At 73.6% G+C, this 25,395-nt stretch carries 14 protein-coding genes; 2 read left to right on the plus strand and 12 right to left on the minus strand.

The window, feature by feature from the left end; translation table 11 throughout:
* The first annotated feature begins 65 nt into the window (after window positions 1–65).
* Entirely contained in the window at window positions 66–248 is a 183-nt protein-coding gene (locus ACSHWO_RS35925; RefSeq protein ID WP_385835254.1) for a DUF5302 domain-containing protein, read from the plus strand.
* A 371-nt stretch (window positions 249–619) separates the two neighbouring features.
* Window positions 620–958: an acyl-CoA carboxylase epsilon subunit gene (locus ACSHWO_RS35930; protein WP_438319509.1), complete on the plus strand. Its 339-nt coding sequence runs from the start codon at window positions 620–622 to the stop codon at window positions 956–958.
* 68 nt (window positions 959–1,026) lie between these two features.
* On the opposite strand, the gene ACSHWO_RS35935 is transcribed toward ACSHWO_RS35930, so the two are convergent.
* The 12 genes from ACSHWO_RS35935 to ACSHWO_RS35990 all read right to left on the minus strand — a co-directional run bounded on the left by ACSHWO_RS35935 (window position 1,027) and on the right by ACSHWO_RS35990 (window position 25,176).
* Window positions 1,027–2,388: an acyltransferase domain-containing protein gene (locus tag ACSHWO_RS35935; protein ID WP_438319510.1), complete on the minus strand. Its 1,362-nt coding sequence runs from the start codon at window positions 2,386–2,388 to the stop codon at window positions 1,027–1,029.
* Window positions 2,385–4,040, minus strand: a complete 1,656-nt coding sequence (locus ACSHWO_RS35940; RefSeq protein WP_385835273.1) for a glycoside hydrolase family 1 protein — start codon at window positions 4,038–4,040, stop codon at window positions 2,385–2,387. The genes ACSHWO_RS35935 and ACSHWO_RS35940 overlap by 4 nt, the downstream gene beginning before the upstream one ends.
* A 66-nt stretch (window positions 4,041–4,106) precedes the next feature.
* Window positions 4,107–5,315, minus strand: coding sequence for a cytochrome P450 (locus ACSHWO_RS35945; protein WP_438319511.1), 1,209 nt, complete (start codon window positions 5,313–5,315; stop codon window positions 4,107–4,109).
* 206 nt (window positions 5,316–5,521) lie between these two features.
* Window positions 5,522–6,700: a macrolide family glycosyltransferase gene (locus ACSHWO_RS35950; RefSeq protein WP_385835294.1), complete on the minus strand. Its 1,179-nt coding sequence runs from the start codon at window positions 6,698–6,700 to the stop codon at window positions 5,522–5,524.
* An 8-nt stretch (window positions 6,701–6,708) separates the two neighbouring features.
* Complete coding sequence (locus tag ACSHWO_RS35955; protein ID WP_385835298.1) at window positions 6,709–7,590, minus strand: 3-hydroxybutyryl-CoA dehydrogenase; 882 nt, start codon at window positions 7,588–7,590, stop codon at window positions 6,709–6,711.
* Window positions 7,587–8,606, minus strand: a complete 1,020-nt coding sequence (locus ACSHWO_RS35960) for a 3-oxoacyl-ACP synthase III family protein (RefSeq protein ID WP_361094708.1) — start codon at window positions 8,604–8,606, stop codon at window positions 7,587–7,589. Before ACSHWO_RS35960 ends, ACSHWO_RS35955 begins: the two co-directional genes overlap by 4 nt.
* 3 nt (window positions 8,607–8,609) lie before the next feature.
* Window positions 8,610–9,941, minus strand: coding sequence for a crotonyl-CoA carboxylase/reductase (gene ccrA, locus ACSHWO_RS35965; protein ID WP_361094705.1), 1,332 nt, complete (start codon window positions 9,939–9,941; stop codon window positions 8,610–8,612).
* A 67-nt stretch (window positions 9,942–10,008) separates the two neighbouring features.
* Window positions 10,009–10,536 (minus strand): DinB family protein, encoded by a 528-nt coding sequence (locus ACSHWO_RS35970; RefSeq protein WP_361094702.1) that lies wholly within the window; start codon window positions 10,534–10,536, stop codon window positions 10,009–10,011.
* A 127-nt stretch (window positions 10,537–10,663) separates the two neighbouring features.
* Window positions 10,664–11,167, minus strand: coding sequence for a DUF3291 domain-containing protein (locus tag ACSHWO_RS35975; protein WP_361094699.1), 504 nt, complete (start codon window positions 11,165–11,167; stop codon window positions 10,664–10,666).
* A 62-nt stretch (window positions 11,168–11,229) separates the two neighbouring features.
* Window positions 11,230–12,513, minus strand: coding sequence for a cytochrome P450 (locus ACSHWO_RS35980; RefSeq protein ID WP_361094696.1), 1,284 nt, complete (start codon window positions 12,511–12,513; stop codon window positions 11,230–11,232).
* A gap of 2 nt (window positions 12,514–12,515) precedes the next feature.
* On the minus strand, window positions 12,516–13,385 hold the full coding sequence (locus tag ACSHWO_RS35985) for an alpha/beta fold hydrolase (RefSeq protein WP_438319512.1): 870 nt from the start codon (window positions 13,383–13,385) through the stop codon (window positions 12,516–12,518).
* Window positions 13,386–13,428: 43 nt separating this feature from the next.
* Window positions 13,429–25,176, minus strand: coding sequence for an amino acid adenylation domain-containing protein (locus ACSHWO_RS35990; protein ID WP_438319513.1), 11,748 nt, complete (start codon window positions 25,174–25,176; stop codon window positions 13,429–13,431).
* Window positions 25,177–25,395: the final 219 nt, after the last annotated feature.

Here is a 25,395-nt window from a genome sequence, read left to right on the forward strand (position 1 = left end):
GTGGGCTCGTAATTCCAGAATTTCTGTGTCAGGATTCCCGTGTCGATTGATTTCAGGAGGTACGTATGGCTGACAAGTCGTTCGACGCCGGCGTTGCGGAAGATGCCAAGGAGAGGTTTCGCGAGGCGCTGGAGCGCAAGGCCCAGGAATCGCGTGCCCGTACGGCCCACGAAGAGGGTCGGATGAAGGTGAAGAGCATGAGCGGCACGTCCGGACAGAAGCGGTATTTCCGCAGGAAGACCGGCTGACCCCGACACCCTTGCCGCCCTGGCCGCCCCCGTGTGGGGCGCCGGGGCGCAAGACGCCGAGCCGACGTGCTCCGGGAAACCCCCGATGCCGCCGCGGCCCATTCCATTGGAATGGGCCGCGGCGGCTTTCTGCTGCCCGTCGATCCGGTCGAGGATTTCTGGAGGCGCGCTCGAATCCTGCTCGAATCCCGCTCGAATTCCGGTGGAGGATTCGGCCCGCTGTGACGGGATCCGGCCATGATCGGAGACGGGGTGCGAGGCGTGCCGCGGGCGTTTCCGTCCGGCACCCGAGCAGGGCTGTAGCGCCCCGGCCGAACCTGGACCGTGCGGCACCAGGGTCTCCCGGTGCGTCCGTTTCGAAAGGAGCTCCCATGACCATCGTCGAGGAACGACCGCCGGCATCCGACCCCGCGGACCTCGCGGACCTCGCGGACCACACGGACCTCGCTGCGCTCGCTGCCCTCGCTGACCGTGGGGCCCTGCCCGAGCCGGCCCCCGCCGCGGCCCCCTCGCTGGCCCTCGCCATGGCCTCGATCCGGATCTCCAGGGGCAATCCCACCACCGAGGAGACGGCAGCCCTGGCCGTCCTGCTCACCGCCCGTCTGCGGCGGCTCCAGGACGCCCGGCGGTCCGCCCCCGCCCCCCTCGTCCGCAAGCTCCCGTACCGGCCGCGCCCGCAGTACCGTGCCCCCGGCGCCTGGTCCTCCTGACCGGCGACGAACGACCGAGGGGCCCGGCCGTCAAGGCCGGGCCCCTCGGGGCGTTGGGTCGGACGTACTCAGCCGGGCAGGCCGGCGGGGACCGCTCCGGTGCCCGCGAAGACCTGCTCCCAGGCGATGCACTGGCCGGTCACGTGCAGTTCGGCGAGGGCCCGCAGCAGGCCGTGCACCTCGCCCGGCTGCTCCTTCGCGCGCTGGGAGGGCACGAAGCCCGTCTCCCGCTTCGCGCAGGCGACGCCCATCGAGGTGAGGACGGCCGCGGGCCCGCACTCCAGGTGGCGGTGGATGCCCGCCGCCTCGAGCCCGGTCACCGCGTCGACGAAGCGCACGGCGTCGCGGACCTGCCGCACCCAGTGGGCGGCCGCCCTGGCCCCCTCGCCCGGCGCCGTGCCCCGGTCGGTCCAGGTGCCGGTGACCGTCGAGAGCAGCGGGATCTCCGGTGCGCCGAAGGAGCACGTCAGCGCCACCCGGCGGTACTCCTCCAGCATGGAGTCCATGTGCGGGCTGTGGAAGGCGTGGGACACCTCCAGCCGGCGCGTGCGCCGGCCCTGCCCGGCGAAGTGCCCGGCCGCCCGGACCACGGCGGCCTCGTCGCCGCTGATCACGGTCTGGGCGGGGCCGTTCAGCCCGGCGACCGACACCCGTTCACCGGGGCGGGCCAGTGCCCGCAGCGCTTCGAGCACCTCGGGCTCCGCGGCCTCCAAGGAGGCCATGGCCCCGCCCTGTTCGCAGGCCTGCATGAGCCTGCCCCGGGCGGCCACCAGGCGCGCGGCGTCCTCCAGGTCCAGTACGCCGGACACGTGCGCCGCGCTCAGCTCGCCCACGGAGTGCCCGGCCACGGCCTGCGGCCGCACGCCCCAGGACTCCCACAGCCGGTACAGGGCGACCTCGTACGCGAAGAGCGCCGGCTGCGTGAACTCCGTCTCGTGCAGGAGCCGCCCCTCCACGCTGTCCGCGGTGGCGAACACCACCTCGTCCAGCGGCCGCGACAGGTGCGGCCGAAGGGCCCGGCCCACCGCGTCGAAGGCGCTGCGGAAGACGGGCAACGCCGTGTACAGCTCGCGCCCCATGCCGGGGCGCTGGCTGCCCTGCCCGGTGAACAGCACCGACGTGCCGCCCTCCCAGGCGCCGCTCTCGTCGTCGCTCTCGTCCTCGACGACGGCGGGGTGGTAGCGGCCCCCGGCCAGCGCCCCGAGCGCCGCGGCCGCCTCCTGCGCCGTCGCGGCCAGCACCACCGCGCGGTGCTCCCGGTGGGAGCGGCCGGCGGTGGAGCCGTGGGCGATGTCGCGCAGGTCGCCGTCGGAGGCCTGCGCCACGCGGTCCGCGAGCACGGCCGCGTCCCGCGCGCGGTCCTCGACGGAACCGCCCGACACGGCCAGCAGCACCGGTACCGCCGGTGCCCCCTCGGTGCCGCTCGTCACGGGCGTGCGGCCGGCGCGGGGCGGGCGGGCTCCGGGGTCATCGGCCCGTCGCCGCCGTACCGCCTGCGCAGGTCCTCGGAGAGGGTCCGGGAGCCGGCGATCCGGCCGTAGACCTCGGCCGCCTCCGTGGGGGTGCGCTGCATGGTCGAGCGGTCCACCGCGTAGAGCCCGAAGCGCGGGCCGAAGCCGCCCAGCCACTCGAAGTTGTCCATGAGGCTCCAGTGGTAGTAGCCCCGCACGTCGACGCCCTCGTTGCGGACCTTCTCGATCTGCTCCAGGGCGCGCACCGTGAACTCGGCGCGCCGCTTGCCCGAGGCGGAGGCGATGCCGGACTCCGTCACGGTCAGGGGCAGCCCCCGGTACCGCCTGCCGTAGTCCTTCAGGACGGGGTACAGCCCCGTCGGGTCCGTCTCGTAGTTCATGTCCGGCACGAAGTACGTCTCGTCGCGCTGCGGCAGGCACGGCGCCGTGCTGCACACGTCGACGTTGACGACGGGGAACGTGGTCGGTCCCGGCTTGTCGGTGGCGGTGACGCCGATGCGCTCGTAGAGCTGGATGCCCAGGAAGTCGAGGGTGCCCCGCCACTCGGGGTGCTTCTCGTCCATCGTGCCGTCGAGGTCGGTGTCGAAGCCGCCCTTCCACAGCGCGTCGGTGAAGTTCCACTCGAAGTAGCGCTGCAGGCGGCCGGCCGCGTCGACGTCGCGGCGCTGGCTGCTGACCTTGCCGTCGCGCACGGGCACGTACTGCTTGGCGCTCATGGTGAGGCCGACGCTCGCGGGCGTACCGCCGCCGGTGGCGTCCTTGGTGTCGGCGGCCTTGATCGCCTTGTACATCCGGGAGTGCGCGTCGATCAGGTTGCGCAGCGCCCCCTGGTAGCGGCCCTTGAAGTCGCCGATCAGGTTCGCCTTGCCCGGCGGACCGGCGCCGAACGCGTGGGCGAAGTGCATGTAGACCATCGGCTCGTTCACCGTGGCCCACTCGTCGACCCGGTCGCCGAACCGCTCGGCGAGCAGCTTGGCGAACTCGGCCATCTCCTTGGCGACCACGGGACCGCCCTCGGGGTGGTCCAGGCCGCACAGGTTCTTGTCGGAGGGGCCGTTGGCGCACGTGGGGTCGCCCGGATCGTCCACCCACACCGGGTTGGAGAAGTGGTGGATGGTGATCATCGGGCGGACGCCGCGGGCGATCAGCGCGTCGATGAGGTCGCTGTAGTGCTTCAGCGCCGCCTCGTCGATCTGGTTGCGCTTCGGCTCGACGCGCGCCCACTCGATGCTGAAGCGGTAGGCGTCGAGGTTCATGTCCTTGATGAGGTCGATGTCCTCGATGGCCTTGGTGTAGCCGCCGACGGCGTCACCGACGAAGGGGCTCTTGCCCATGCCCTCGGGCGCCGGGCGCGTCCACTTGTACCAGTCGGTGTTCTCGTTGCGGTCCTCGATCTGGGTGGCGGAGCTGGCGACGCCGAAGCGGAAGCTGCCCTTGCCGGAGGGACCGGACAGCGAGCCCGGGCGGGCGAACGAACCGGCCGCGGGCCGCTTGGCCGCCTGCTGCCCGCCGTCCGCCTCGACCGCGTACGCGAAGGGCGTGAGCAGGCCGACGGAACCGACGAGCACGCCGATCCGGATCAGTCTCTTTCTGGTGAGTATCTTCATCATGGCTTCCTGGTTGCGGACCGGCGGGAGCCGGCACGGTGAGAAGGGGGGACCGCCGCGAGCGGCGGGTTACCAGGCGACCGGCAACCGGTGCGTGCCGTGGATCACCATGTCGTCCCGCAGCGGCACCTCGTCCGGCGCCACGGCCAGTCGCAGCCCCGGGAACCGCCGCAGCAGCGCGGTGTAGGCGATGCGCATCTCGAGGCGGGCCAGCTGGCTGCCGAGGCACTGGTGGGGGCCGTGCCCGAAGGCCACGTGGCCGGCGGTGGCCCGGCGGATGTCGAGGCGGTCGGCGTCCTCGCCGAACCGCGCGGGGTCGCGGTTCGCCGCGGCCAGCGAGAGGACCACGCACTCGCCCTTCCTGACCGGTCGGCCCAGGACCTCGGTGTCCTGCAGGGCGGTGCGCATGCCGCCGGACCGGAAGAGCGGGAGGTAGCGCAGCAGCTCCTCCACCGCGTTGTCGGCGAGCGTCTCGTCCTCGCGCAGCAGCGCGAGCTGGTCGGGGTGGGTGAGCAGTGCGAAGGCGCCGAGGCTGATCATGTTGGCGGTCGTCTCGTAGCCGGCGACGAGCAGGAGCAGCGAGATGGCGGCCAGCTCCTCGTCGTTCAGCTCGTCGCGCGCGATGAGACCGCTGATCAGGTCGTCGCCCGGCTGGGCGCGCTTGCGGGTGACCAGTTCGGACAGGTAGGCGAGGATCTCGAGATAGGCGTTCCGGGACTCCTCCCCGTTCGAGCCGAGGTGGAAGAACCGGTTGATCGCGCCCTGGAAGCGGTCCACGTCCGTGAGCGGCACGCCGAGCAGCTCGCAGATGACCAGGGCGGGGATCTCCTGGGCGTACTGCGACACCAGATCGGCTTCCCGGGCGCCGTCGCGCTCCATGGCGTCGAGGCAGGCCTCGGCGATCTCCTCGATGCGCGGCGCCAGCAGGCCGATCCGCCGTTTGGTGAACTGGCCGGCCACCAGACGCCGGTAGCGGCTGTGCTCGGGTGCGTCCATGCCGATGAAGAAGCCGGGTTCGGCGGGCTGGATCGGCTCCGTCCCGAACGGGTGGTCGTAGGGGGCGTGGTGGTGCAGCTCCTGGCGGGCGCTGAACTCGGGGTCGGCCAGCAGCGACCGCACCTCCGGGTGGCTGGTGATCAGCCAGCCGTGGTGGCCGTCCGGGAACTCCATCCGTGCGACGGGGCACTTCTGCCGCAGTTCATCCAGTTCGGGGGGCGGGTCGAAGGCGGAGAGGCGCTCGGTGGGCAGCCTGACCGCAGCAGGGGGGAAGTCTGACACGTGTGTACTCCAACTCGGCGGGAAGCTCGCTCTGCCCACCGGCGGGCAGCGGCTGCACCGCACGCCGGTGACCGGTACGACACTTCCGCCCCTGCCTGGACGCGGACTTGAGTGCCCGTCCAGCCGGAACGGGCCCGAAAACGGAGCAGCCCACGCCCCCGGCGGGTGCCGGGAGCGTGGGCTGCCTCCGCCCGTGCGGCGGCGCGTCAGTCGGTGACGGCCAGGCGCTTCTCGACGGCGTCGGCGGCCACGACCGGCCCGTCGACCGCGTGCAGCGTGGCCTGCATCTGCCGGACGCGCTCGGCGACGGACGCGTCGCCGGCCACGGCCTTCACAGCGTCGCGCAGCGACTCGACGGTGACCTCCTCGCGCGGCAGGTGACGGCCGAGGCCGAGCTCCTCGACGCGCAGCGCGTTGGCGCGCTGCTCGTTCATCTGCGGCACGGCGACCATCGGAACGCCGTGGTACAGCGACTCCATGGTGCTGTTCATGCCGGCGTGGGTGAGGAAGACGCCGGCGTGCTTCAGCACGTCGAGCTGCGGCACGTGCCGGCTCACCTCGAAGTTGGCCGGAATCTCACCCAGCTCGGCGGGGTCGACGTGGTCGCCGACGGCCATGACGACGTCCCACTCGGTGTCGCCGAACGCCTCCAGGGCGAGGGAGAAGAACTCCGACCAGCCGGTGGCGGCCGTGCCCAGGGAGATCAGCAGCACCGGACGGTCGGACTTCGGCTGCCACGAACCCTGGAACGCGGAGCGGTCCTTGATGCTGGGGCCCGCGAACACGAAGCGCTCGTCGAAGGAGTCGCCGTCGTAGTGGAACTCGCGCGGCAGGAAGACGACGCCGACCTCCTCCACGTGCGTGACGAACGCGCCCATGTCGCCGGGCAGGCCGAAGGTGGGGAGCAGGCCGACGAGGCGCTGCACCATCTCGAGGATCTTCGGGTCGTCCGGCGCCGACCACGGGAACTTCTGCGCGATGTTGAAGGTCTCGCTGACGCCGTACGACGGGAAGAGCCGCACCGCGGGGATGTTGTGCTCGGAGGCGTAGAAGCGGGCGCCCCAGGCCATGAAGTCGTGGACGATGACGTCCGGGCGGTCGTCGCCGTAGTACCCGCTGACCTGCTTGTGCAGGGCGATGGCCTCGTCGAGGCAGCGCAGGCCCTCGCCGGCCATCATCTCCTCGTTGTACGGGCTGCGGTAGAACTCGCCGAAGGGCGACTCGTACACGATGGGGGTGGCGCCGATGGCCTCGAAGGCGGGGGCGAAGTATTCCGTGGACGTGCAGGTCACCCGGTGGCCCCGCTTGACCAGCTCCTCCACGACACCGAGGGTCGGGTTGACGTGGCCGACGGCCGGGAAGTTGAAGAAGGCGATGTGAGCCATGTTTTTCCTTACTGGTGCTGTTGCGAATAGCTGTGGAACCCGCGTCCGGACTTCTGGCCGCAACGGCCGGCTTCCACCATCCGGGTGAGGATCTCGGGCGGGGAGTAGGCGGGGTCTCCGCTCTCCTCGTAGAGGCCGCGTGCGACGGCCCTCAGGGTGTCGATGCCGACGAGGTCGGCCAGGCGCAGCGGTCCCATCGGGTGCCCGCACCCCAGGGTCATGCCTTTGTCGATGTCCTCGGCACTGGCGTGACCGGATTCGGCCATGCGCACCGCGGACAGCAGGTAGGGGACGAGCAGGGCGTTGACGACGAAACCGGCCCGGTCCGCGGACCGGATCGCCTCCTTGCCCAGCACCCGGGTCACGAAGGCCTCCGTGCGCTCCACGGTGCGCGCGTCGGTCTCCGGCCCCCCGGTGACCTCGACCAGGGGCATGGCCGGCACCGGGTTGAAGAAGTGCGTGCCGACCACCCGGCCGGGGTGTGCGGTGGCCGCGGCGAGCCGGGTGACGGGCAGCGACGAGGTGTTCGTGGCGAAGACGACGTCGCTGTCCGGGAGGATGCCGTCGAGCTGCCGGAGCAGCTTGACCTTGGTCCCCTCGTCCTCGGTGACGGTCTCGAAGACCAGCTGCCGGTCGGCGAACTCGTTCAGCTCCGTGCCGAACGAGACCCGGGACAGCACGGCATCCCGCTCGTCCACGCCCAGTTTGCCCCTGGCCACGGAGGCGTCCAGGGAGCGCTCCAGGCGGGCCCGGGAGGCGTCCCGGGAGCGGTCCGTGGTGACGACGACGCGGACGTCGCAGCCGGCGCGGGCGCACACCTCCGCGATGCCGGCCCCCATCAGGCCGCCGCCCGCGACACCGACCCGTCGGATGTCCGGTCCGGTGCTCACCGGCCTCCTCCCGCGTACCAGCGCAGCAGGGCCGTGCCCACGGCCATGCCGCCGCCGAATCCGGAGAGCACCACGAGGTCGCCGTCGCCGAGCTCGCCCGCGCGGTGTGCGTGGTCCAGCGTGACGGGGATCGAGGCCGCGCCCGAGTTGCCGTACCGTTCCAGGGTGGTGTGGAGGGTGGCGCCCCCCAGGCCGGCGGCCTCGGCGAGCTGCCCGAGCAAGGCCCCGTTCGCCTGGTGCGGGACGAGGTGGCGGACGTCCTCCTGCGCCACGCCGCAGGAGCCCAGGACCTCCTTGATCGACGGGGGGACGTGCGTCATGACGAACTCGATGACGCCGCGCCCGTTCATCCGCAGGGTGTGGGCGCCCTCGTCGACGGTCTCGTGGGTGGCGGGGTGCCGGGTGCCGCCGCCCTTGATGACGAGCAGGGGCGCGTCGTCGCCGTGGCCGAGCAGGTCGTGGCCGAGGATGCCGTACGGGGCCGGGACCGGACCGAGCACCACGGCCCCGGCCGCGTCGCCGAGGAGCACCGCGGTGCTGCGGTCCATCGGGTCGGTGAACCGCGACCAGGTGTCGGCGCCGATCACCAGCGCATGGGCACCGGGACGCGCCGCCATGAGCGCCTGGGCCACGGTGAGGGCGTGGACGAACGCGCTGCACCCGATGTTGATGTCGAAGCAGGCCGCGTTGCGCGCGCCCAGCGCCGACTGCGTCAGGGTGGCGACGGGCGGCACCTGGCTGTCGGGGGTGGTCGTCGCGACGATGAGGTAGTCGAGCTGCTCCGGTTCGATCCCGGCCTGGGCCAGGGCTGCGCGGGCGGCGTTGATGGCCATGTCGGACGTGGCCTCGTGGGGCGCCGCGTACCGGCGCGTGAGCATCCGCGTCTTGCGGACGATCCACTCCTCGGTCACGTCGAAGCGCTCGGCCAGCTCCGCGTTGGTCATCTCGGCCTCGGGCACGTAGGACCCGGTGGCCAGGACGCCCGTCGAGCTGCGCTGCGCGGTGGATGCAGACATCGGTCATGCCCCCTTGAGCGGATTGATGCGGTCCTCGCCCAGCCGTGCGCGCTTGGCGGGGTCGGTGACGCCCAGGCCGGCGGTGGGCGCCAGGCACAGCACCCCGATCTTGCCCATGTGCGCGTTCTCCTGCATCAGCCGGGTCGCCTCGCCGATCTCGGCGAGCGGGTAGCTGCGGGACAGGGTGGGCATGATGTGGCCGAGGTCGATCAGACGGTTGGTCTCCCACTGTTCCTGCATGTTGGCGCCGTGGCAGCCGATGATCCTCTTGAGCTTCATCCACAGGTACCGGTTGTCGTACTGGTGCAGGTAGCCCGTGCTCGAGCCGCAGGTCACCAGGGCCCCGCCGCGGCGCAGCACGAACATGGAGATGCCGAACGTGGCCTTGCCCATGCAGTCGAAGACGATGTGCGGGTCCTCGCCCGTCTCGCGGCGGATGATGCTGCCGAGCCGCTTGCCGGCGGCGATGACCTGCTCCGGGTCCGTGCCGTCGCCGTCGCCGATGCCGAGCTCGGCACGGTTGATCACCACGTCGCAACCGAGGTCGCGCAGGCGGCGCGCCTTCTCCTCGGAGCTGACGACGCCGACGGCGATGCCGCCGCCCTGCTTGACGAGCTGCACGGCGTAGGCGCCGACGCCGCCGCTGGCACCCCAGATCAGGACGACGTCGCCCTGCTTCATGCGGCCGCCGTTGTCGCTGACCAGCATGCGGTAGGCGGTCCCCGCGCAGGCGGTGGCGCAGGCGGCCTCCTCCCAGGTCAGATGGGCGGCCTTCGGGACCAGCTGGCTGGCCCGCACCACCGCGTAGTCGGCGAGGCCGCCGAAGTTCGTCTCGTAGCCCCAGGCACGCTGGTCGGCGCTGAGCATGCCGTCGCCGTGGGCGGCCGGCTCCTGGTCGTCGACCTGGACCGGGCTGACGGTGACGTGGTCGCCGATCTTCCAGCGCCTGACCCCGTCGCCGGTCCGGACGACGACGCCGGCGGCGTCGGAGCCGAGGACGTGGTACGGCTGGTCGTGCCGGGCCTGCCAGCGGCCGAGCTTCCCGTACGCCTTCAGGAAGTTGAAGGTGGGCAGCGGTTCGAAGATGCTCGACCAGACGGTGTTGTAGTTCACCGAGCTGGCCATGACCGCGATCAGCACCTCATCGGGGGCCAGTTCGGGCATGGGCACGTTGCCGACGTGCAGCGCCTTGCGTACGTCCTTGTCCTCCACGCCTTCGAACATCCCGACGTCCTCGACGCGGGTGTGGGCGGCGCGGAACTCTGCGGGCACCGGCAGCTGGGCCAGCTCCTCCGGCGGGGCACCGCGGAGCGCTGCCTGGGCGAGTACGTCCATCCTGGGTCGTTCCTTCCTCATCGGACGAGTGGATCGCCCCTGGCGGTGCCGGGGGCGCGGTGACCGGTCAGACCGGGGACTCCATGCCCAGCGCGATGCGCAGCTTGGCCATCTGGCCGGCGTGGAAGGAGTCGTGCATCTGGGTCAGGGCCAGCGCCTCGCCGAGGGTCCGGAAGCGCTCTGCGTATTCGCCCATGTTCTCGTCGGGGAACACGGGGGTCTTGCGGGAGAAGTCCTCCGGGGTGAGCTCGTGGAGGACGAAGTCGCGGATCCGCTGGTGCGTCTCCTTGTAGATCCGGACCATCTCGTCGATCGGCGGCACGATGGTGAAGTTCGTGTCGGCGCCGTCGGCGAAGTTGTCGGAGAACTCCTCGGTGACGGCCTTCTCGCAGCCCTGGTGGATGGTGGAGAAGTAGTCCTTGGCACAGGCGAGGTGGCCGAGGAACCAGGCGATCGGCATGTGGCCCTCGGGGGCCTCGAACGCGGTGGTGTCGTCGAAGCCCTCCGCGAGGGCCAGCACCAGCTCGTAGCCGACGTCCAGGGCCTTGGCGAGGTGCTCGTTCAGTGCCGGCGGCGCGGTCACGGCAGTGGTCATGGCGTGTCTCTTTCTGTCTCGGGGTACGCGGGACGTACGGGCATCGGGGAGACGCGTGGGGAGGTGGGGGGTGGCACGTAGGGAGTGGTGCGTGCGGGGGACGGCTCAGGTACGTGCGGGGGACGGCTCAGCCGTGGGAGGCGAAGGGGCTCTCGCCCGGCGCGCGTGCGGCGTCCAGCCGGGCCCGCGCCTCGGCGAACGTGGGGAGCTCCGTGCGGGAGGTGCCGATCCAGTTCGCGCCCTCCCAGTCGTACATCAGGTCGCGGGTCTGGCGGGCCGCGTCCAGGTGCGCCGGCGAGTGCAGGAACGCCTTGAGCGCCGCCTCGTCCCGCCACACCACGAGGTTGCGTGCGGCGTTGAAGTTGTTCTCGGAGACGGCGACGGTGACGGCGATCAGGCCGTCGCGGTTCCACAGCTCCTCGAGGATGGCCCCGTTGAGCCGGCCGCCCAGCTCCTCCAGACCGGGCTTGGGCCAGCCGACGGAGGTGGCCACGAGGTACTGCTCGGGCAGCGGACCGCGCAGCGCGCCCGTCTCCGGGTCGACCGCGGGGCCCGTCCAGGGGACGACGACGTTCAGGTCGGACTCGTCACCGGCGGCGAGCTCGTGCAGGGTGGTGGGGATCTCTCGCATGGTCTCTTCTTCTTCTCGTCGGGCTTGCGGTCCGCTCCCCGGCTGCGGGGCGCCGGAGCCGGTCACGGCCGCGTACGGACGATGAACCGCTTGTAGTCGGTCGCCTGGAGGTGCTGCACGCTCATCTCGGGGTCCCGGACCGTCTCCAGGGTCGGCAGGACCGGCAGCACGGCGCGCAGGATCGCGTTCAGCTCCAGGCGGGCGAGGTGGCGGCCCAGGCAGACGTGCGGGCCGTGACCGCCGAAGGACTGGTGCGGGTTGTGCTCACGGGTGATGTCGAAGCGGTACGGCTCGTCGTAGACGGCCTCGTCCCGGTTGGCCGACGGGTACCACAGGGCCACCGTCTCGCCCTTGCGGATGAGCTGGCCGCCGACCTCGGTGTCCTCGAGGCAGGTCCGCACGAAGTGCGGGGCGACGGCGCTCCAGCGCAGGATCTCCTCGACCGCGCGGTCCGTCAGCGACGGGTCGTCGACCAGCAGGCGCAGCTGGTCCGGGTTGTTGATCAGGGCCCGGATGCCGTCGGTGATGGAGTTGCGGGTGGTGCCGACGCCGGCGATCAGCAGGTTGAACGTGGCGTAGAGGACCTCGTGGAGCTTCATGGGCTCGCCGTCGATGCGGGCCTGGACGAGCCTGCTGACGATGTCGGTGCCGTCGGGCTGCGCCATGCGGCTCTGCACGAGCTGCACGATGTAGACGTTGAGGGCGTTCATGTTGCGCCGGAACGCTTCCTCGGCGGTCTCGCCCTCGCGCTGGTAGTCGGGGTCGGCGGCGCCGATCGTGCCCTCGGTCCAGTCGAAGATGTCGTCCCAGTCCGACTCGGGCGCCCCGACCAGCTCGCAGATCGCGGCCACGGGCAGCCGCGCGGCGAGGTGCCGCGCGATGTCGGCCTCCCCGTGCGTCTCCAGCCGCCCCGTCAGCTCGCTCACGTACCGGGCGGCCAGCTCGTCGAAGCGGTCGCGCAGGGTCGCGATCGCCTTCGGGGTGAAGCACGGGCCCATGACCTGCCGCAGGTGGCGGTGGCGCGGCGCGTCCATGTCGCTCAGGGCCTGCGAGTCGTCCGGACTGTGCCCGAACATCCCGGCGCGCAGCTCCAGTTCGCCCTGGAGCATGTCGATCGCGTCCGGCGGGTCGACGGTGATGCGCTGGGCGCTGGAGAAGACCGCCGTGTTCTTGGAGACGGCGGCGATGTCCTCGTGCCGGGTCAGCACCCAGAACGGCTCGAAGCCCGGGCGCTGGTACCAGAAGACGGGGGCTTCACGGCGCAGCAGGTCCCACTCGGCGTAGGGGTAGCCGTTCTTCGCCCACTGGCGTTCGTCGGTGATGTCCAGGGTGTCCAGCGTCAGCATGGTCAGCGGCCCTCTCGGGTGGGCGTGTGCTCGGTCAGGAATCGGGTGAGGAGCTCGACGGTCCGCGCCCGGTTCTCCGGGGCGTCGTACCCGGGGTCGAGCAGCTGGGCTCGGGGCGCCTCCGCGGCGAGGAGCTTCGCCACGCCCTCCGGGTGCTGCGCGTCGCCGCCGGGCAGCACCAGCAGCGGCGCCGTGCAGGTGGCGGGCCAGTCCTGCGGCACCGAGAAGTACGGCGTCCCGTCCGGCCACACACCGTCGCGGAAGCGGACCAGGGCGGCGACGTACCGCTCGCGGCGCAGGGCGCGGACCTCGTCGCGGAAGGCGTCGTCGTCGTGGAGCCGCTGGGCGAACGGGCCGGCACCGGGGTTCCGGTCGAACAGGCCGTCGCGGGCCGCGGCCTCGATCACGCCCTCGAGACCCTCGGCGCGGGCCAGGCGCATGGCCTCGTCGAACGGGCCGAAGAACGTCCCGAGCGTATTGGTGGTGTCCCGGCCGACGGGGGCCTGGACGACGAGTGACGCCACCCGCTCCGGCGCCTCGGACGCCAGGCGCAGGGCCAGCGCGGCCCCGCTGCCGACCGCCACCACGTGCGCGGCCTCCACGCCGAGCTCGTCGAGGACGGCCAGCTGGTCGGCGGCGGCCTCGGCGTAGGAGAACGGCGCCAGCGGGCCCGTGCTCCCACCCGTGTGGCGCTGGTCCGCCGTGATCACGCGGAAGCCGGCGGCGAACTCGCGGACGGGGTCGTAGAAGTTCGACTCCCAGGACTCGGCCAGGCTGTTCGCACCGCCGGGGGCGAGCAGCAGCACGGGGAATCCGGAACCGTGGGTCTCGTAGTGGATCAGCGCACCGTCGGCGCGTTCAATCGTGGGCACGTCAGTCCTTTGCGGGTCGGTCGGATGTCTCGGGGGCCGGCCGTCAGCCGGCCGGCGGGGCGATCAGCGAGAGCGCACGCGCGATCTCGGCAGCCAGGGCGGGGGCGTTGTCGAGCGGCGCCGAGTGGCTGCCCTCGATCTCCCGCATCTCGAACTCGCCCGTGGTGAGGGGGCGCCACACCTCCATCGAGCCCCGCGGCAGCACCGGGTCGTGGCTGCCCTCCACGGGGAACACGGGGATGTCCAGGGCCGGCCGGGTGAAGCCCCGCAGCACGCTGCGGTGGTTCTCCGCCAGCTCGACGTCGGACATGAGCCGCTTGAGGTACTCGGTCAGCAGCTCCTCGTCCACCAGCACCTCGGCGGGCAGCACCCCTTCCAGGGCCGCCGCCGCCTCGGAGAGCGGCGGGGTGCCGTCGCCGGAGACCAGGCCGGCGAGCTTGCTCAGTCCCTCCGTCGGCTCGGCCATCGGCGGCAGGCCGCAGACCGGGAGCAGGGCCAGGGCCGGGACCCCGGGGCGGTGTGCCAGCCGGTGCGCCACTTCCCAGCACAGCCAGGAGCCCTGGCTGTGGCCGTACAGGACCACCGGCACGTCCAGCAGTCCCGCCACGGACAGGGCCGCGACGACCTGGTCGGCGACGGCCATCATGTCGGTCGCGGGGGCCTCGCCCGCACGGGTTTCGCGGCCCGGCATCTGCACGCCGAGCATCTCCACGCCGTCCGGGAGGTGGGCGGCCAGCGGCAGGTGCCCGCCGGTCGTTCCGCCCATGCCCGAGACGCACACGATCCGGGCGCGGGGTTCTTCGACCGGCCGCAGCACCCGCAGCCATGCGCCCGCGGGCACCGCGCCGCCGGCCCCGCCCGCCGTCGCCGTACCGGCGGCCGGGGCCGGGTCGTCCCCGGTCCCCGGGGCGAGCAGGTCCAGCAGCTCGCCCGCGATGGCGGTGCAGGTGGGCTGGCGCAGCAGCAGCTCCGAGGTCACCGGGAGTCCGGTGCGCCGGTTCAGCTCGCCCCGTACGGTCACGGCCATCAGGGAGCTGAAGCCGAGCTGCGCGAGCGGCACGTCGACGTCGAGATCGCCGCCCGCCATGCCCAGCACGGCGGCGACCTCCTGCCGGACCAGGTCCACCACGGCGGCGAGCTGCTCCTGCCGCGGCCGGCCGGTCAGCGCCGCGGCCCACTCGGCCTGCGCGGAGGCGTTCTCGCCGCCCGTGCCGCCGTCGGCCGTGGCCGCACGCGCCTCCTCGATGCCGTCCAGCAGCGGTCGGCGGCGCGCCGCGCCGTAGGCGGGGGCGAACAACGACCAGTCCATGTGGGCGACGCCCGCGGAGGCCATCCCGGCGTCCAGCACCCGCCCGAGGGCGCGCAGGGCCCGGCCCGGCGCCAGCGGCAGCATGCCGCGCGAGCGCGCCGTCCGCTCCGCTTCGGCCGTCACCATGCCGCCGTCGGCCCAGCCGCCCCAGTGCACGACCGTGGCGGTCAGGCCGCCGGCCCGACGGTGCCGGGCGAGCGCGTCGAGCGCCGCGTTGGCGGCGGTGTACGCCGTCTGGCCGGCCCCGCCCCACAGGCTCGCGACGCTGCCGTACAGCAGGAACGCGTCCAGCCGCCGGTTTCCCAGCACCTCGTGCAGGTGTGTGGCACCGAGCACCTTGGCGGCGGTGACCTCGGCCACCTGCTCCTCGGTGAGGTCGGTGAACGCGGCCATGCCGGTCACGCCCGCCAGGTGGGCGACGACGCCCAGGGGCCGCTCCGCCCGGTCCGCCTCGGCCAGGAGCGCCTCCACCTGCGCCCGGTCGGTGACGTCGCAGCGCGCGACGCTCACCTCGACCCCCTTGGCGGCGAGTTCGGCGCGCAGCCGGTCCACCTCCGGGGTGGCGCCGCCGCGTCGCGACGCGAGCACGACGTACTCGGCACCCCGATCGGCGAGCAGCCGTGCCAGGTGCCGGCCGAGCGCCCCCTGCCCGCCGGTGATCACGGCGGTGCCGCGGGTGGTCCAGGCGGCGCCGCTCCGGCGGGCGGCGGCCCGCCGCAGACGGCGTACGTACCTGCCGTCGGCGCGCACCGCGACCTGGCTCTCGTGGTCCTGCGCCGCGAGGGCCGCCACCGTCTGCTCGGCCCAGTCCGCGGGGAGATCGGCCGCGAGGTCGATGACGCCGCCGGAGCGGGCCGGGTCCTCCAGTGACAGCGCCCGGCCGAGTCCGGCGACGAGCGCCCCGGCGGGCCGCGGCACCGGTCCGGTGCCGTCGGTGTCCACCGCGCCCGACGTCAGCGCCCACACCGGGGCGTCGACCCCGGCGTCGGCGGCGGCCTGGGCCAGCGCGAGCGTCATGAGGAAGCCGCGCGTGGTGCCGCCGGCCGCCGCGGTGTCGTCGAGGGAGCCGAGGGCGAGCAGGCCCTCGGGGGTGCGGTCCAGGGCCGCGAGGTCCCCGGCGAGCGCCACACGACCGCCGTCCGCGGCGATGCGGTGCACCTCGGCGCCGGCGGCGCGCAGCGCACGCTCCGCCTCGTCGGCCGCCCCGGCCTGCCCGGCCGTGGCCGCCAGCACCCACGGTCCGGCCAGGCGCGGGGGCACGGGCGCCGCCGACGGCTCCCACACCTCCTCGTACAGCAGGGCGTCGGTCCTGGCGTCCGTCTCCTGCCGGTCCTGCCAGGCCGCCAGCAGCGGCAGCAGCTCCTCCACGCTGTCGCGCAGCGGCTCGGGAGCCTCCAGCAGCTCGGCCAGACGCTCGGGCCGTCCCTCGCCGACGGCCTCCCAGAAGGCCGACGTGTCCAGGGAAGCCGTGGCACCGGACGCCGACCGGTCCTCGATCCAGTGGCTGCGCCGCTGGAACGCGTACGGCGGAAGGTCCGCCACCCGAGGGCGGCCGTCGCCGACGGCGGCGCCGAACGCGCGGGCCCAGTCGACACGGCAGCCGTGTGCGTGCAGCGTGCCCAGGGTGCGCAGCAGTTCTCCGAGCGAGCCGCGGTCGCGGACGAGCGACCCGACGACGAGCGCCCGCTCGTCGCCCTCGGTGAGCGCCATCGCGAGCACCGGGTGCGGACCGACCTCCACGAACACGTCGTGTCCGGCGTCGAGCAGGCTCTGCTGGGCCAGGTCGAGGCGGACCGGCTCCCGCAGGTTGCGGCACCAGTACGCGCCGTCCAGCTGCTCGCCGGGCAGGAGGGCGCCGGTCACGGTCGAGTAGAAGGGGATCCGGGCCGCGCCGGGCCGCACGTCCCGGAGCAGCTCGCCCAGGACGGGCAGCAGCGGGTCCATGTGCCGGCTGTGGGAGGCGAACGCCGCGCCGACCTTCCCGCACACGACGTCGTCGTCGTCCAGCGCGAACAGGAACTCGGTCAGGACGTCCGCGTCGCCCGCCACCACCGTGGAGCGGGGCGTGTTGACCACGGCCACGGACAGCGCGTCGCCGTACGGGGCCAGCCGGTCCTCGACCTCGGCCACGGGCAGTTCGACGAAGGCCATCGCCCCCGAGCCCGCGGCACGGGCCAGCTCCCGCCCGCGCAACGCGACGACGCGGGCCCCCTCCTCCAGGGTCAGCGCACCGGCGACCACCGCCGCGGCGATCTCGCCCTGGCTGTGCCCGACGACGGCGTCCGGCTCCACGCCCAGGTCCTGCCAGACGGCGGCCAAGGCCACGTACACGGTGAACAGGGCGGGCATCGACACGTCCAGCCGGTCGACGTCCAGGGGCGTCCCGTCCTCGAGGACGCCGTGCCCGCTCAGCACCTCCCGCACCGACCAGCCCGTGTACGGGCGCAGCGCGGCGTCGCAGGCCGCGACCGTCTCGGCGAAGACCTTGCTGCTCTCCAGGAGCTCCCGACCCATGCCCGGCCACTGCGTGCCCTGGCCCGGGAAGACGAACACCTTCCGGCCCCGCGGCACGGCCGTGCCGCGCACCAGCGCCGGGTGCGAGCGGTCCTCGGCGAGCGCCGTGAGCGCGGCCACGGCCTGCTCGCGGTCGGCCGTCGTGACGGCCGCCCGCTCCCGGAAGTGCGTGCGGCGCTCGGCCGCGGTGTGCGCGACGTCGAGCAGTGCGGCGTCCTCGTTGCGCTCCAGCCACTGCGCCCAGCGGCGCGCCTGGTCGCGCAGCGCCGCCTGGTCGCGGCCCGAGACCAGCACGGGCAGGGCCGGGCCGGCCGCCGCCCCCGCGGCGGAGCGGTCCGCCGCGGGCGGGGCCTGTTCGACGATGACGTGCGCGTTGGTGCCGCCGATGCCGAAGGAGGAGACGCCCGCGATCCGCGGCCCGTCCTGCTCCCACACCCGCAGCTCCGTGTTGACCTCGAACAGCTCCGGGTCCAGGCCCAGTTCGGGGTTGGGGTTTTCGTAGTTGAGGCTGGGCACCAGCTCGCCGTGGTGGACGGCCAGCACCGCCTTGACGAGCCCGGCGAGCCCTGCCGTGGCGTCGGCGTGCCCGATGTTGGTCTTCACCGAGCCGAGCGCGCACGGCGCCGTCCGCTCCACGGCCCCGAACGCCTGCTGCAGCGCCTGGACCTCGATCGGGTCGCCGAGCGCCGTCGCCGTGCCGTGTGCCTCCACGAAGCCGATGTCGGCGGGGCCGACCCCCGCGACCGCCTGCGCCTCCGCGATGACGGCGGCCTGCCCCGGCACGCTCGGCGCCGTGAACCCGGCCTTGTCCGCACCGTCGTTGTTGACGGCGCTGCCGCGCAGTACGGCGTACACGCGGTCGCCGTCCGCCACGGCGTCGGAGAGCCGCTTCAGCACCACGGCGGCCACGCCGCTGCCGAAGACCGTGCCCGCGCCCCGCTCGTCGAAGGCCCGGCACGTGCCGTCGGGGGAGACGACCAGCCCCTCCTGGTGCACGAAGCCCCGGGTGAGCGGGAACGTCAGCGAGGAGGCCCCCACGAGGGCCGCGTCCGACTCCCCGCGCAGCAGGCTCTCGCGGGCGAGGTGGGTCGCCACCAGGCCGGTGGAGCAGGCGGTCTGCACGGTCAGTGCGGGTCCGCGCAGGTCGAGCTTGTGGGCGATGCGCGTGGCCAGGTAGTCGTTCTTGTTGCCGATCATGTTGCGGTAGAAGCCCGACATGTCGGAGGCCGCCTCCTGCGGGTAGCCGCCGTAGCCGGAACCGGCGAAGACCGCGACCTTTCCGCCTACTTCCCGGGGCACGATCCCCGCGTTCTCGAACGCCTCCCACGAGCACTCCAGCAGCAGCCGGTGCTGCGGGTCCATGGTGTCGGCCTCGCCGGGGGAGCACCCGAAGAACCCGGCGTCGAACAGGTCGACGCCCTCGGTCACCCCGCGGGCCCGCACGTAACGAGGGTCCAGCAGGTCCTCTTCGGGCACGCCCGCCGCGCGCAGCTCGTCGTCGGTGAAGAACGTGATGGACTCCACCCCGCCGCGCAGGTTCTCGCGGAACGCCTCCAGGTCGGAGGCGCCGGGCAGCCGAACGGCCATGCCGACGACGGCCACCGCGTCCCCGTCCACGGGACCGCGCGCGGCGCCGGGCTCCCGGCCGGCGAGCGGAGCGGGAGCCCCGCCCCGCAGGAACGCAGCGAGCTGACGCACCGTGGGGTAGCGGATCATCGCGGACAGCGGGAAGTCCCGGTCGAGGGCCGAGCTGACCAGGCCGTGGACGGTCAGGGCCGTCATCGAGCTGGCCCCCAGCTCGAAGATGCCCCGGTCCGGATCGACGTCCGGCAGGCCGAGGACGGAGGCCCAGGCCCCGCCGATCAGCTGCTCGAGCCCGTCCTCTCCCGCTCGGGCCGGCGCGGACGGCGCGCCCGCCGTGGACGCAGCGGTCGGCGCCGCGGACACCGGGCCGGGAGCGGGAAGGCGCAGCAGCGCCCCCCGGTCGACCTTCTTGTTCGGCGTGTGCGGCAGCTCCTGCATCCGCTCCAGCCGTGCGGGGACCATGTACGCCGGGAGCCGCTCGGCCAGGTGCGCGGAGACGGCGGCACCCTCCGCCCCGGCGCCGGGCGCGGCCACCCAGTACAGGCACAGCCTCGGGTCGCCCGGCACGTCCTCGCGCACCACGACGGCACACTCGGCCACCGCCGCGCACTCGGCCGCGACCTGCTCGATCTCGCCGGGCTCGATCCGGTGCCCGCGCAGCTTCACCTGCGAGTCGGCGCGCCCGCAGAACGCCAGGCCGTCGTCCTCCCGGAACCGCACGAGGTCCCCGGTGCGGTACATCCGCGCCCCCGGCTCCCCGGCGAACGGGTCGGACACGAACCGCTCGGCGGTCAGCTCCTCGCGTCCCAGGTAGCCCCGGGCCACCCCGGCCCCGCCGATCCACAACTCGCCCTGGCTGCCGCGCGGCAGCCGGCGGCGGTGCTCGTCGAGGACGTACAGCACGTTGCCGTGCAGCGGCCCGCCGAGCGAGACCTCGCCCGGCGTGACCCGCCAGGCGGCCGACCACACCGTGGTCTCCGTCGGCCCGTACATGTTGACCACGTCGCCGCCGCAGAGCAGCACCAGCTTCTGCGCCAGCGTCCGGTCCAGGGCCTCGCCTCCGACGAGCATCCGGTCCAGGCCGCCGAGCAGCGCCCGCCCGTCCGGGTCGGCCACCAGCATGCGGGCCAGCGACGGCGTGCACTGGAGGTGGGTCGGCGCGTACGGCACCCAGGCGCCCCATGCGGCCGGGTTGCCGTCCGCGACGAGCACCCGGTAGCCGCGGGTGAGCGTCCACAGCAGCTCGACGGTGGAGATGTCGAAGGACAGGCTGGTGACGGCCATCCAGGTGTCCCCGGCCCCGCCTCCGACGCACTCGTCCATCGCCGCGCAGAAGTTCGCGAACTGCGCGTGCTCCAGCATCACGCCCTTCGGCTTGCCGGTGGAGCCGGAGGTGTAGATCACGTACGCCAGGTCCTGCGGCCCGGGCGCGTCCTGCGGGACGGGCCGCACCGCGCCGTGCGGCTGCGCACCCCGGGCGGCGTCGTCGTCCGCGAGGACGACCTCGATGCCGTCCCGCGCCACCGCCTGCGCGCCCGCAGCCGTGGAGACGATCACCCGCAGGGCGCTGTCCTCGATGATGTGGTCGAGGCGCGCCGCCGGGTACTCCGGATCCAGCGGCACGTACGCGCCGCCCGCCATCCACACCGCGAGCACCCCGGTCACCAGGTCGGCCGTGCGGGGCAGGTGGAGCCCGGCGAGCGCGCCCCGGCCGACACCGGCCTCGCCCAGCCGGCCTGCCAGCGCCGCGGACCGCGCCACGAGCTGCCCGTACGTGAGCTCCCCGTCCCCGGTGACCAGCGCCACCGCGTCCGGTGTCAGCTCCGCCTGCTCCAGCACCAGGTCCAGCGCGGTACGGGTGGCCGGGAGCGCAGCGGCCGTACCGGTGCCCCGGGCCGCCAGCCAGGCCTCCTCCTCCCCGCTCAGGGCGTCGAGCTCGCCGAGGGCCCGCTCCGGAGCGTCGAGCACCGACTCCAGCAGGACCCGGAAGTTCGCCGCCATGCGCTCGGCCCCGGCCCGGCTCAGCACCGCCGAACGGAACTCCAGCTCGCCGTCGACGCCCTCCTCACCGGGCCCGAGCGTCAGCCCGAGCTCGGCCTTGGCCACGCCGCGCGGGTTGCCGGCGACACTGCTGAACGGCGCGACGGTCCACGCGTCGTCGGCGGAGCCGAGCGGCGGCAGGGAGTTGGCGCGGTAGTTGAACAGGGCGCGGAAGAGCGGGTTCTCCTCGCCCGTGCGCTCGCCGCCCGCGACCCGCAACACCTCCGTCAGCGGGACGTCCTGATGCTGCATGATGCCCAGGACCCGCCGCGACATCGAGGTGAGCAGTTCGTCGAAGCGCGGGTTGCCGCGCAGGTCGCAGCGCAGCGGCAGGGTGTTGGCCAGGAAGCCGACGGTGCCGCCGAGCGCGGCCTGCTGCCGGTTGGCCCAGATGGTGCCCACGCCGAAGTCGTCCTGGCCGCAGTGGCGGGACAGCAGCAGCGCGAAGACGCTCGCGTAGACGGTGTACGCGCTGACGTCGGTCCGCGACGCCAGCTCCTCCACCCGCGCGTGCAGTGCGTCGGGCAGGACGAAGGCCACCGACCCGTCGGCACCTTCGCCCGCGTCGTCCGCACGCGGCAGTTCCAGGCGCCCGACACCGGCCAGGTCCTCGGAGAAGTGGCGCAGTGCCGCGTCGAAGCCGCCCTCGGCCGTCCGGCGCGCCTCCCAGGCGGCGTAGTCGCCGAGGTGGTGCGTGACCGGCTCGCGCAGCGGCGCGTCCCCGCCCGCGAACTGCGTGTAGGCGAAGCGCAGTTCGTCGAGGAAGACCGCGAGGGACCAGCCGTCGCTGATCGCGTGGTGGGTCGTCACGCAGAGGATCTGCGCACCGTCCGCCACGTCGAGCAGCAGGCAGCGCAGCAGCGAAGGACCGGACAGGTCGAAGGCCGCCCGTTCCTCCCGCCCGATGCGCTCCAGGACGGACTGCTCGTCCTGCCCGGTGAGATCCTCCCGCACCAGGGGGACGTCGGTCACCTCGTGGACGACCTGGACGAGCTCGCCCCCGCGCATCTCGAGACCGGTGCGCAGCGCCTCGTGGCGCTCCATCGCCCAGCGCAGGGCGCGGGCCAGCGCGTCCCCGTCCACGGCGCGCGGCAGGCGCAGCGAGAGGGGGGCGTTGTACTGCGCGGACCCCGGGTCCATCTGCTCCAGGAACCACAGCCGGCGCTGGCCCTCGGTGGCCGGGTGCACGTCGCGCCGCTCGGCGCGCTCCAGCTGCGGGCCCTGCGCCTCCTCCAGGGCACCGAGGACCTCGTCGAGCAGGTACGCGGCGAGGGCCGCGGGCGTGGGGTAGGTGAACGCGACGTTCGCCGGGAGCTCGGCACCCGTGAGCGTGCACAGGCGGTTGCGAAGGCGCAGACCCATGATGGAGTCGAAGCCGGCCTTGCGGAGCTGGGCGTCCCGGGCCAGGGGCTCGGCCGCACCCAGCACGTTCGCCGCCTCCCGCCCGATCACCTCGGTCAGCGCGGCGGCCCGCTCGTCGCCGGGCAACGCCGCCAGCCGGGCGCGGAGCCCGGGGCGCGGCCCGTCCTCCCGGGTCTCCTGTCCGCCGTCCGCGGGTGCGGAGCGCTCCACGGCCGCCAGCAGCGGCCCGTCGAACCAGTACCGACGGCCCTGGAAGGCGTAGCCGGGCAGTTCGGGCAGCTGCGCGCGGTCCCGATCGCCCAGGACGCGCTGCCAGTCCACCTCCTGGCCCTGCGCGTGCAGTTCGCCCAGGGAACGCAGCACGTCGGCCATGCCGCCCCGGTCACGGCGCAGCGTGCCGACGGAGGTACCGCCGCTCGCGGCGGTGACGCCGGCCAGCGGAATGCCGAGGACGGGGTGCGCGCCGACCTCGACGAACACGCCGAAGCCGTCGGCGATCAGCCGGTCCAGCGCGCGGTCCATCCGGACGGGCTCGCGCAGGTTCCGGCACCAGTAGCCGCCGTCGAGCTCCGTGCCCGGGAGGACTCCTCCGGTGACCGTGGAGTAGAAGGGGAGGCGCTCCTGCTGCGGCGTCAGCCCGGCCAGTCCCTCACCGAGCCCCGGCAGGATCGGGTCGACGTGGGCGCAGTGCCCCGCGGCGTCGGCCTTGAGCTTGCGGAAGAAGACGTTGCGCCCCTCCATACCCGCCAGCAGGTCGTCCACGGCCTCGGGGTCGCCCGAGACCACGGTGGACTGCGCCGTGTTGACGACGGCGACGGACAGCGCGTCCCCGTAGGGCGCGATCAGCTCCTCGACCTCGGCGACGGGCAGTTCGAGCAGCGCCATGCCGCCCTTGCCGCTGCACTCGCGCAGCAGCGCCTGGCTGCGCAGCGCCACGATCAGCGCCGCGTCCTCGAGGGACAGGGCGCCCGAGACGACCGCGGCGGGCACCTCGCCCTGGCTGCTACCGACCACGGCCTCGGGTTCGAGGCCGAGGGAGCGCCATACGGCCGCCAGGGCGATCGCCATGGTGAACAGCGCCGGCTGGAGCACGTCGAGCCGGGTGAAGGGGGTCTCGTCGCTGTCCGCGCCCTCCAGCAGCTCGCCCACCGACCAGCCCGTCCACGGGCGCAGCGCGGCGTCGCACTCCGCGACCGCCTGCCGGAACACGGCGGACTCGGCCATCAGCCGGGCGCCCATCAGCCGCCACTGGGTGCCGTGCCCGGGGAAGACGAAGACGACCTTGCCGCGGGTGCGGGCCGTGCCGGTCACCACCCGCTCGTCCTCCCGGTCCTCGGCGAGGGCGCGCAGGGCGTGGGCGGCGTCCTCGGCCGTGGCCGCCAGCACCGAGGCCCGCGCCGCGTGGTGCGTGCGGTGGACGGCCGCGGTCTGGACGAGCGCCGGGAGCGGCTGCTCGGGGTGCTGCTCGAGCCAGTCGGCCCATCGTGCGGCCTGGGCCCGCAGCGCGTCGGGGGTGCGCCCGGACAGCAGCAGCGGAAGGGCTTCGGAGGTGGGGGCGTCGTGTTCCCCGCCCTCCCGTCCACGGGGGCCGGACGGGAGGGCGGGGGCCTCCTCCAGCACCAGGTGGGCGTTGGTGCCACTGATGCCGAAGGAGGAGATGCCGGCGCGGCGCGGGCGTTCGGAGCGCGGCCACGGCGCCGCGGAACGCAGCAGGGAGAGGCCGTCGGCGTCCCAGTTGACGTGCGGGCTCGGCTCGTCGGCGTGCAGGGTGCGGGGCAGCACCTCGTGCTGGAGGGCCAGGACCATCTTGATCACGCCGGCCACGCCGGCGGCGGCCTGGGTGTGGCCGATGTTGGACTTCGAGGAGCCCAGGCGCAGCGGCTGCCCGGGGGTCCGGCCGGGGCCGAACACCTCGGTGAGGGCGCCGGCCTCGATGAGGTCGCCGAGCGGGGTGCCGGTGCCGTGGGCCTCGACGGCGTCGATGTCCTGGGGCGTCAGCCGGGCGGCCTCCAGGGCCGTTTCGATGACCTGGCGCTGGGCCGGGCCGTTGGGCGCGGTGAGGCCCTGGCTGCGGCCGTCCTGGTTGACGGCCGAGCCGCGGATCACGGCCAGGACGCGGTCCCCGTCGCGCCGGGCCGCGGAGAGCGTCTTGAGCAGCAGCATGCCGCAGCCCTCGGACCAGCCGCCGCCGTCGGCGTCCGCCGAGAAGCTCTTGCAGCGGCCGTCGGGGGACATGGCGCCGAGCCGGCTGGACTCCACGAACAGGGCGGGGGTGTTCATCACGGTGACGCCGCCGGCGAGGGCGAGCTCGCACTCGCCGCCCCGCAGCGCCGTGACGGCCATGTGCAGGGCCGTCAGGGAGGAGGAGCAGGCGGTGTCGACGGTCACGGCCGGGCCGCGCAGCCCCAGGACGTAGGAGAGGCGGCCCGAGATGACGCTGCCGGAGATGCCGGTGCCCTGGTAGCCGTCGAGGGCCTGGAGGTCGGCGAGCACGGTGTCGTAGTCGGAGCGCATGGCGCCGATGTAGACGCCGGTGCGGCTGCCGCCCAGGTCGGCGGGCAGGACGTTCGCGCGTTCCAGGGCCTCCCACGCCGTCTCGAGCACGAGCCGCTGCTGCGGGTCTATCGACAGGGCCTCGCGCGGGGAGATGCCGAAGAACTCGGCGTCGAACCGGTCGATGCCCTCGAGGAAGCCGCCCTCCCGGGCGTAGCTCTTGCCCGCGGTCTCGGGGTCCGGGTCGTACAGCTCGAGGTCGTCCCAGCGGTCGGGGAAGGGGCCGATGGCGTCCCCGCCCTGCTCCAGCAGCCGCCAGAACTCCTCGGGCGAGGAGATGCCGCCCGGCAGCCGGCAGCTCATGGAGACGATGGCGATCGGCTCGAAGCGCCGGTTCTCCAACTCCTCGTTGCGCTGCTGGAGCTGCATCACCGCGGCCATGGCCCGCTGGAGCCGATCTGGGGTTGCTTGGCTACTCATCTCCGCCATCCGTGTCGCTGTTCCGGCAGTGGGTGGGAACGTGTGCGTCCCTTGGGGGAACCGGGCATGTGTCAGTCCTCGACCGTCACTCGCCTGCTGCGAGAAGTCCGGGACGGGGCGAAGCCGTGCTGACGAACGGCGGACGCGCCCGTGAGCTCGCCGCGCCGACCGGGCGGCGGGGCCCGTGCGCCCGGTCGGCTTCCGCGTCTCCCCGCCGAACGTCGTCGG

Origin of the sequence: Streptomyces pallidus (ex Mingjun et al. 2026) (assembly GCF_051550185.1) — a bacterium.
Lineage (GTDB): Bacteria > Actinomycetota > Actinomycetes > Streptomycetales > Streptomycetaceae > Streptomyces.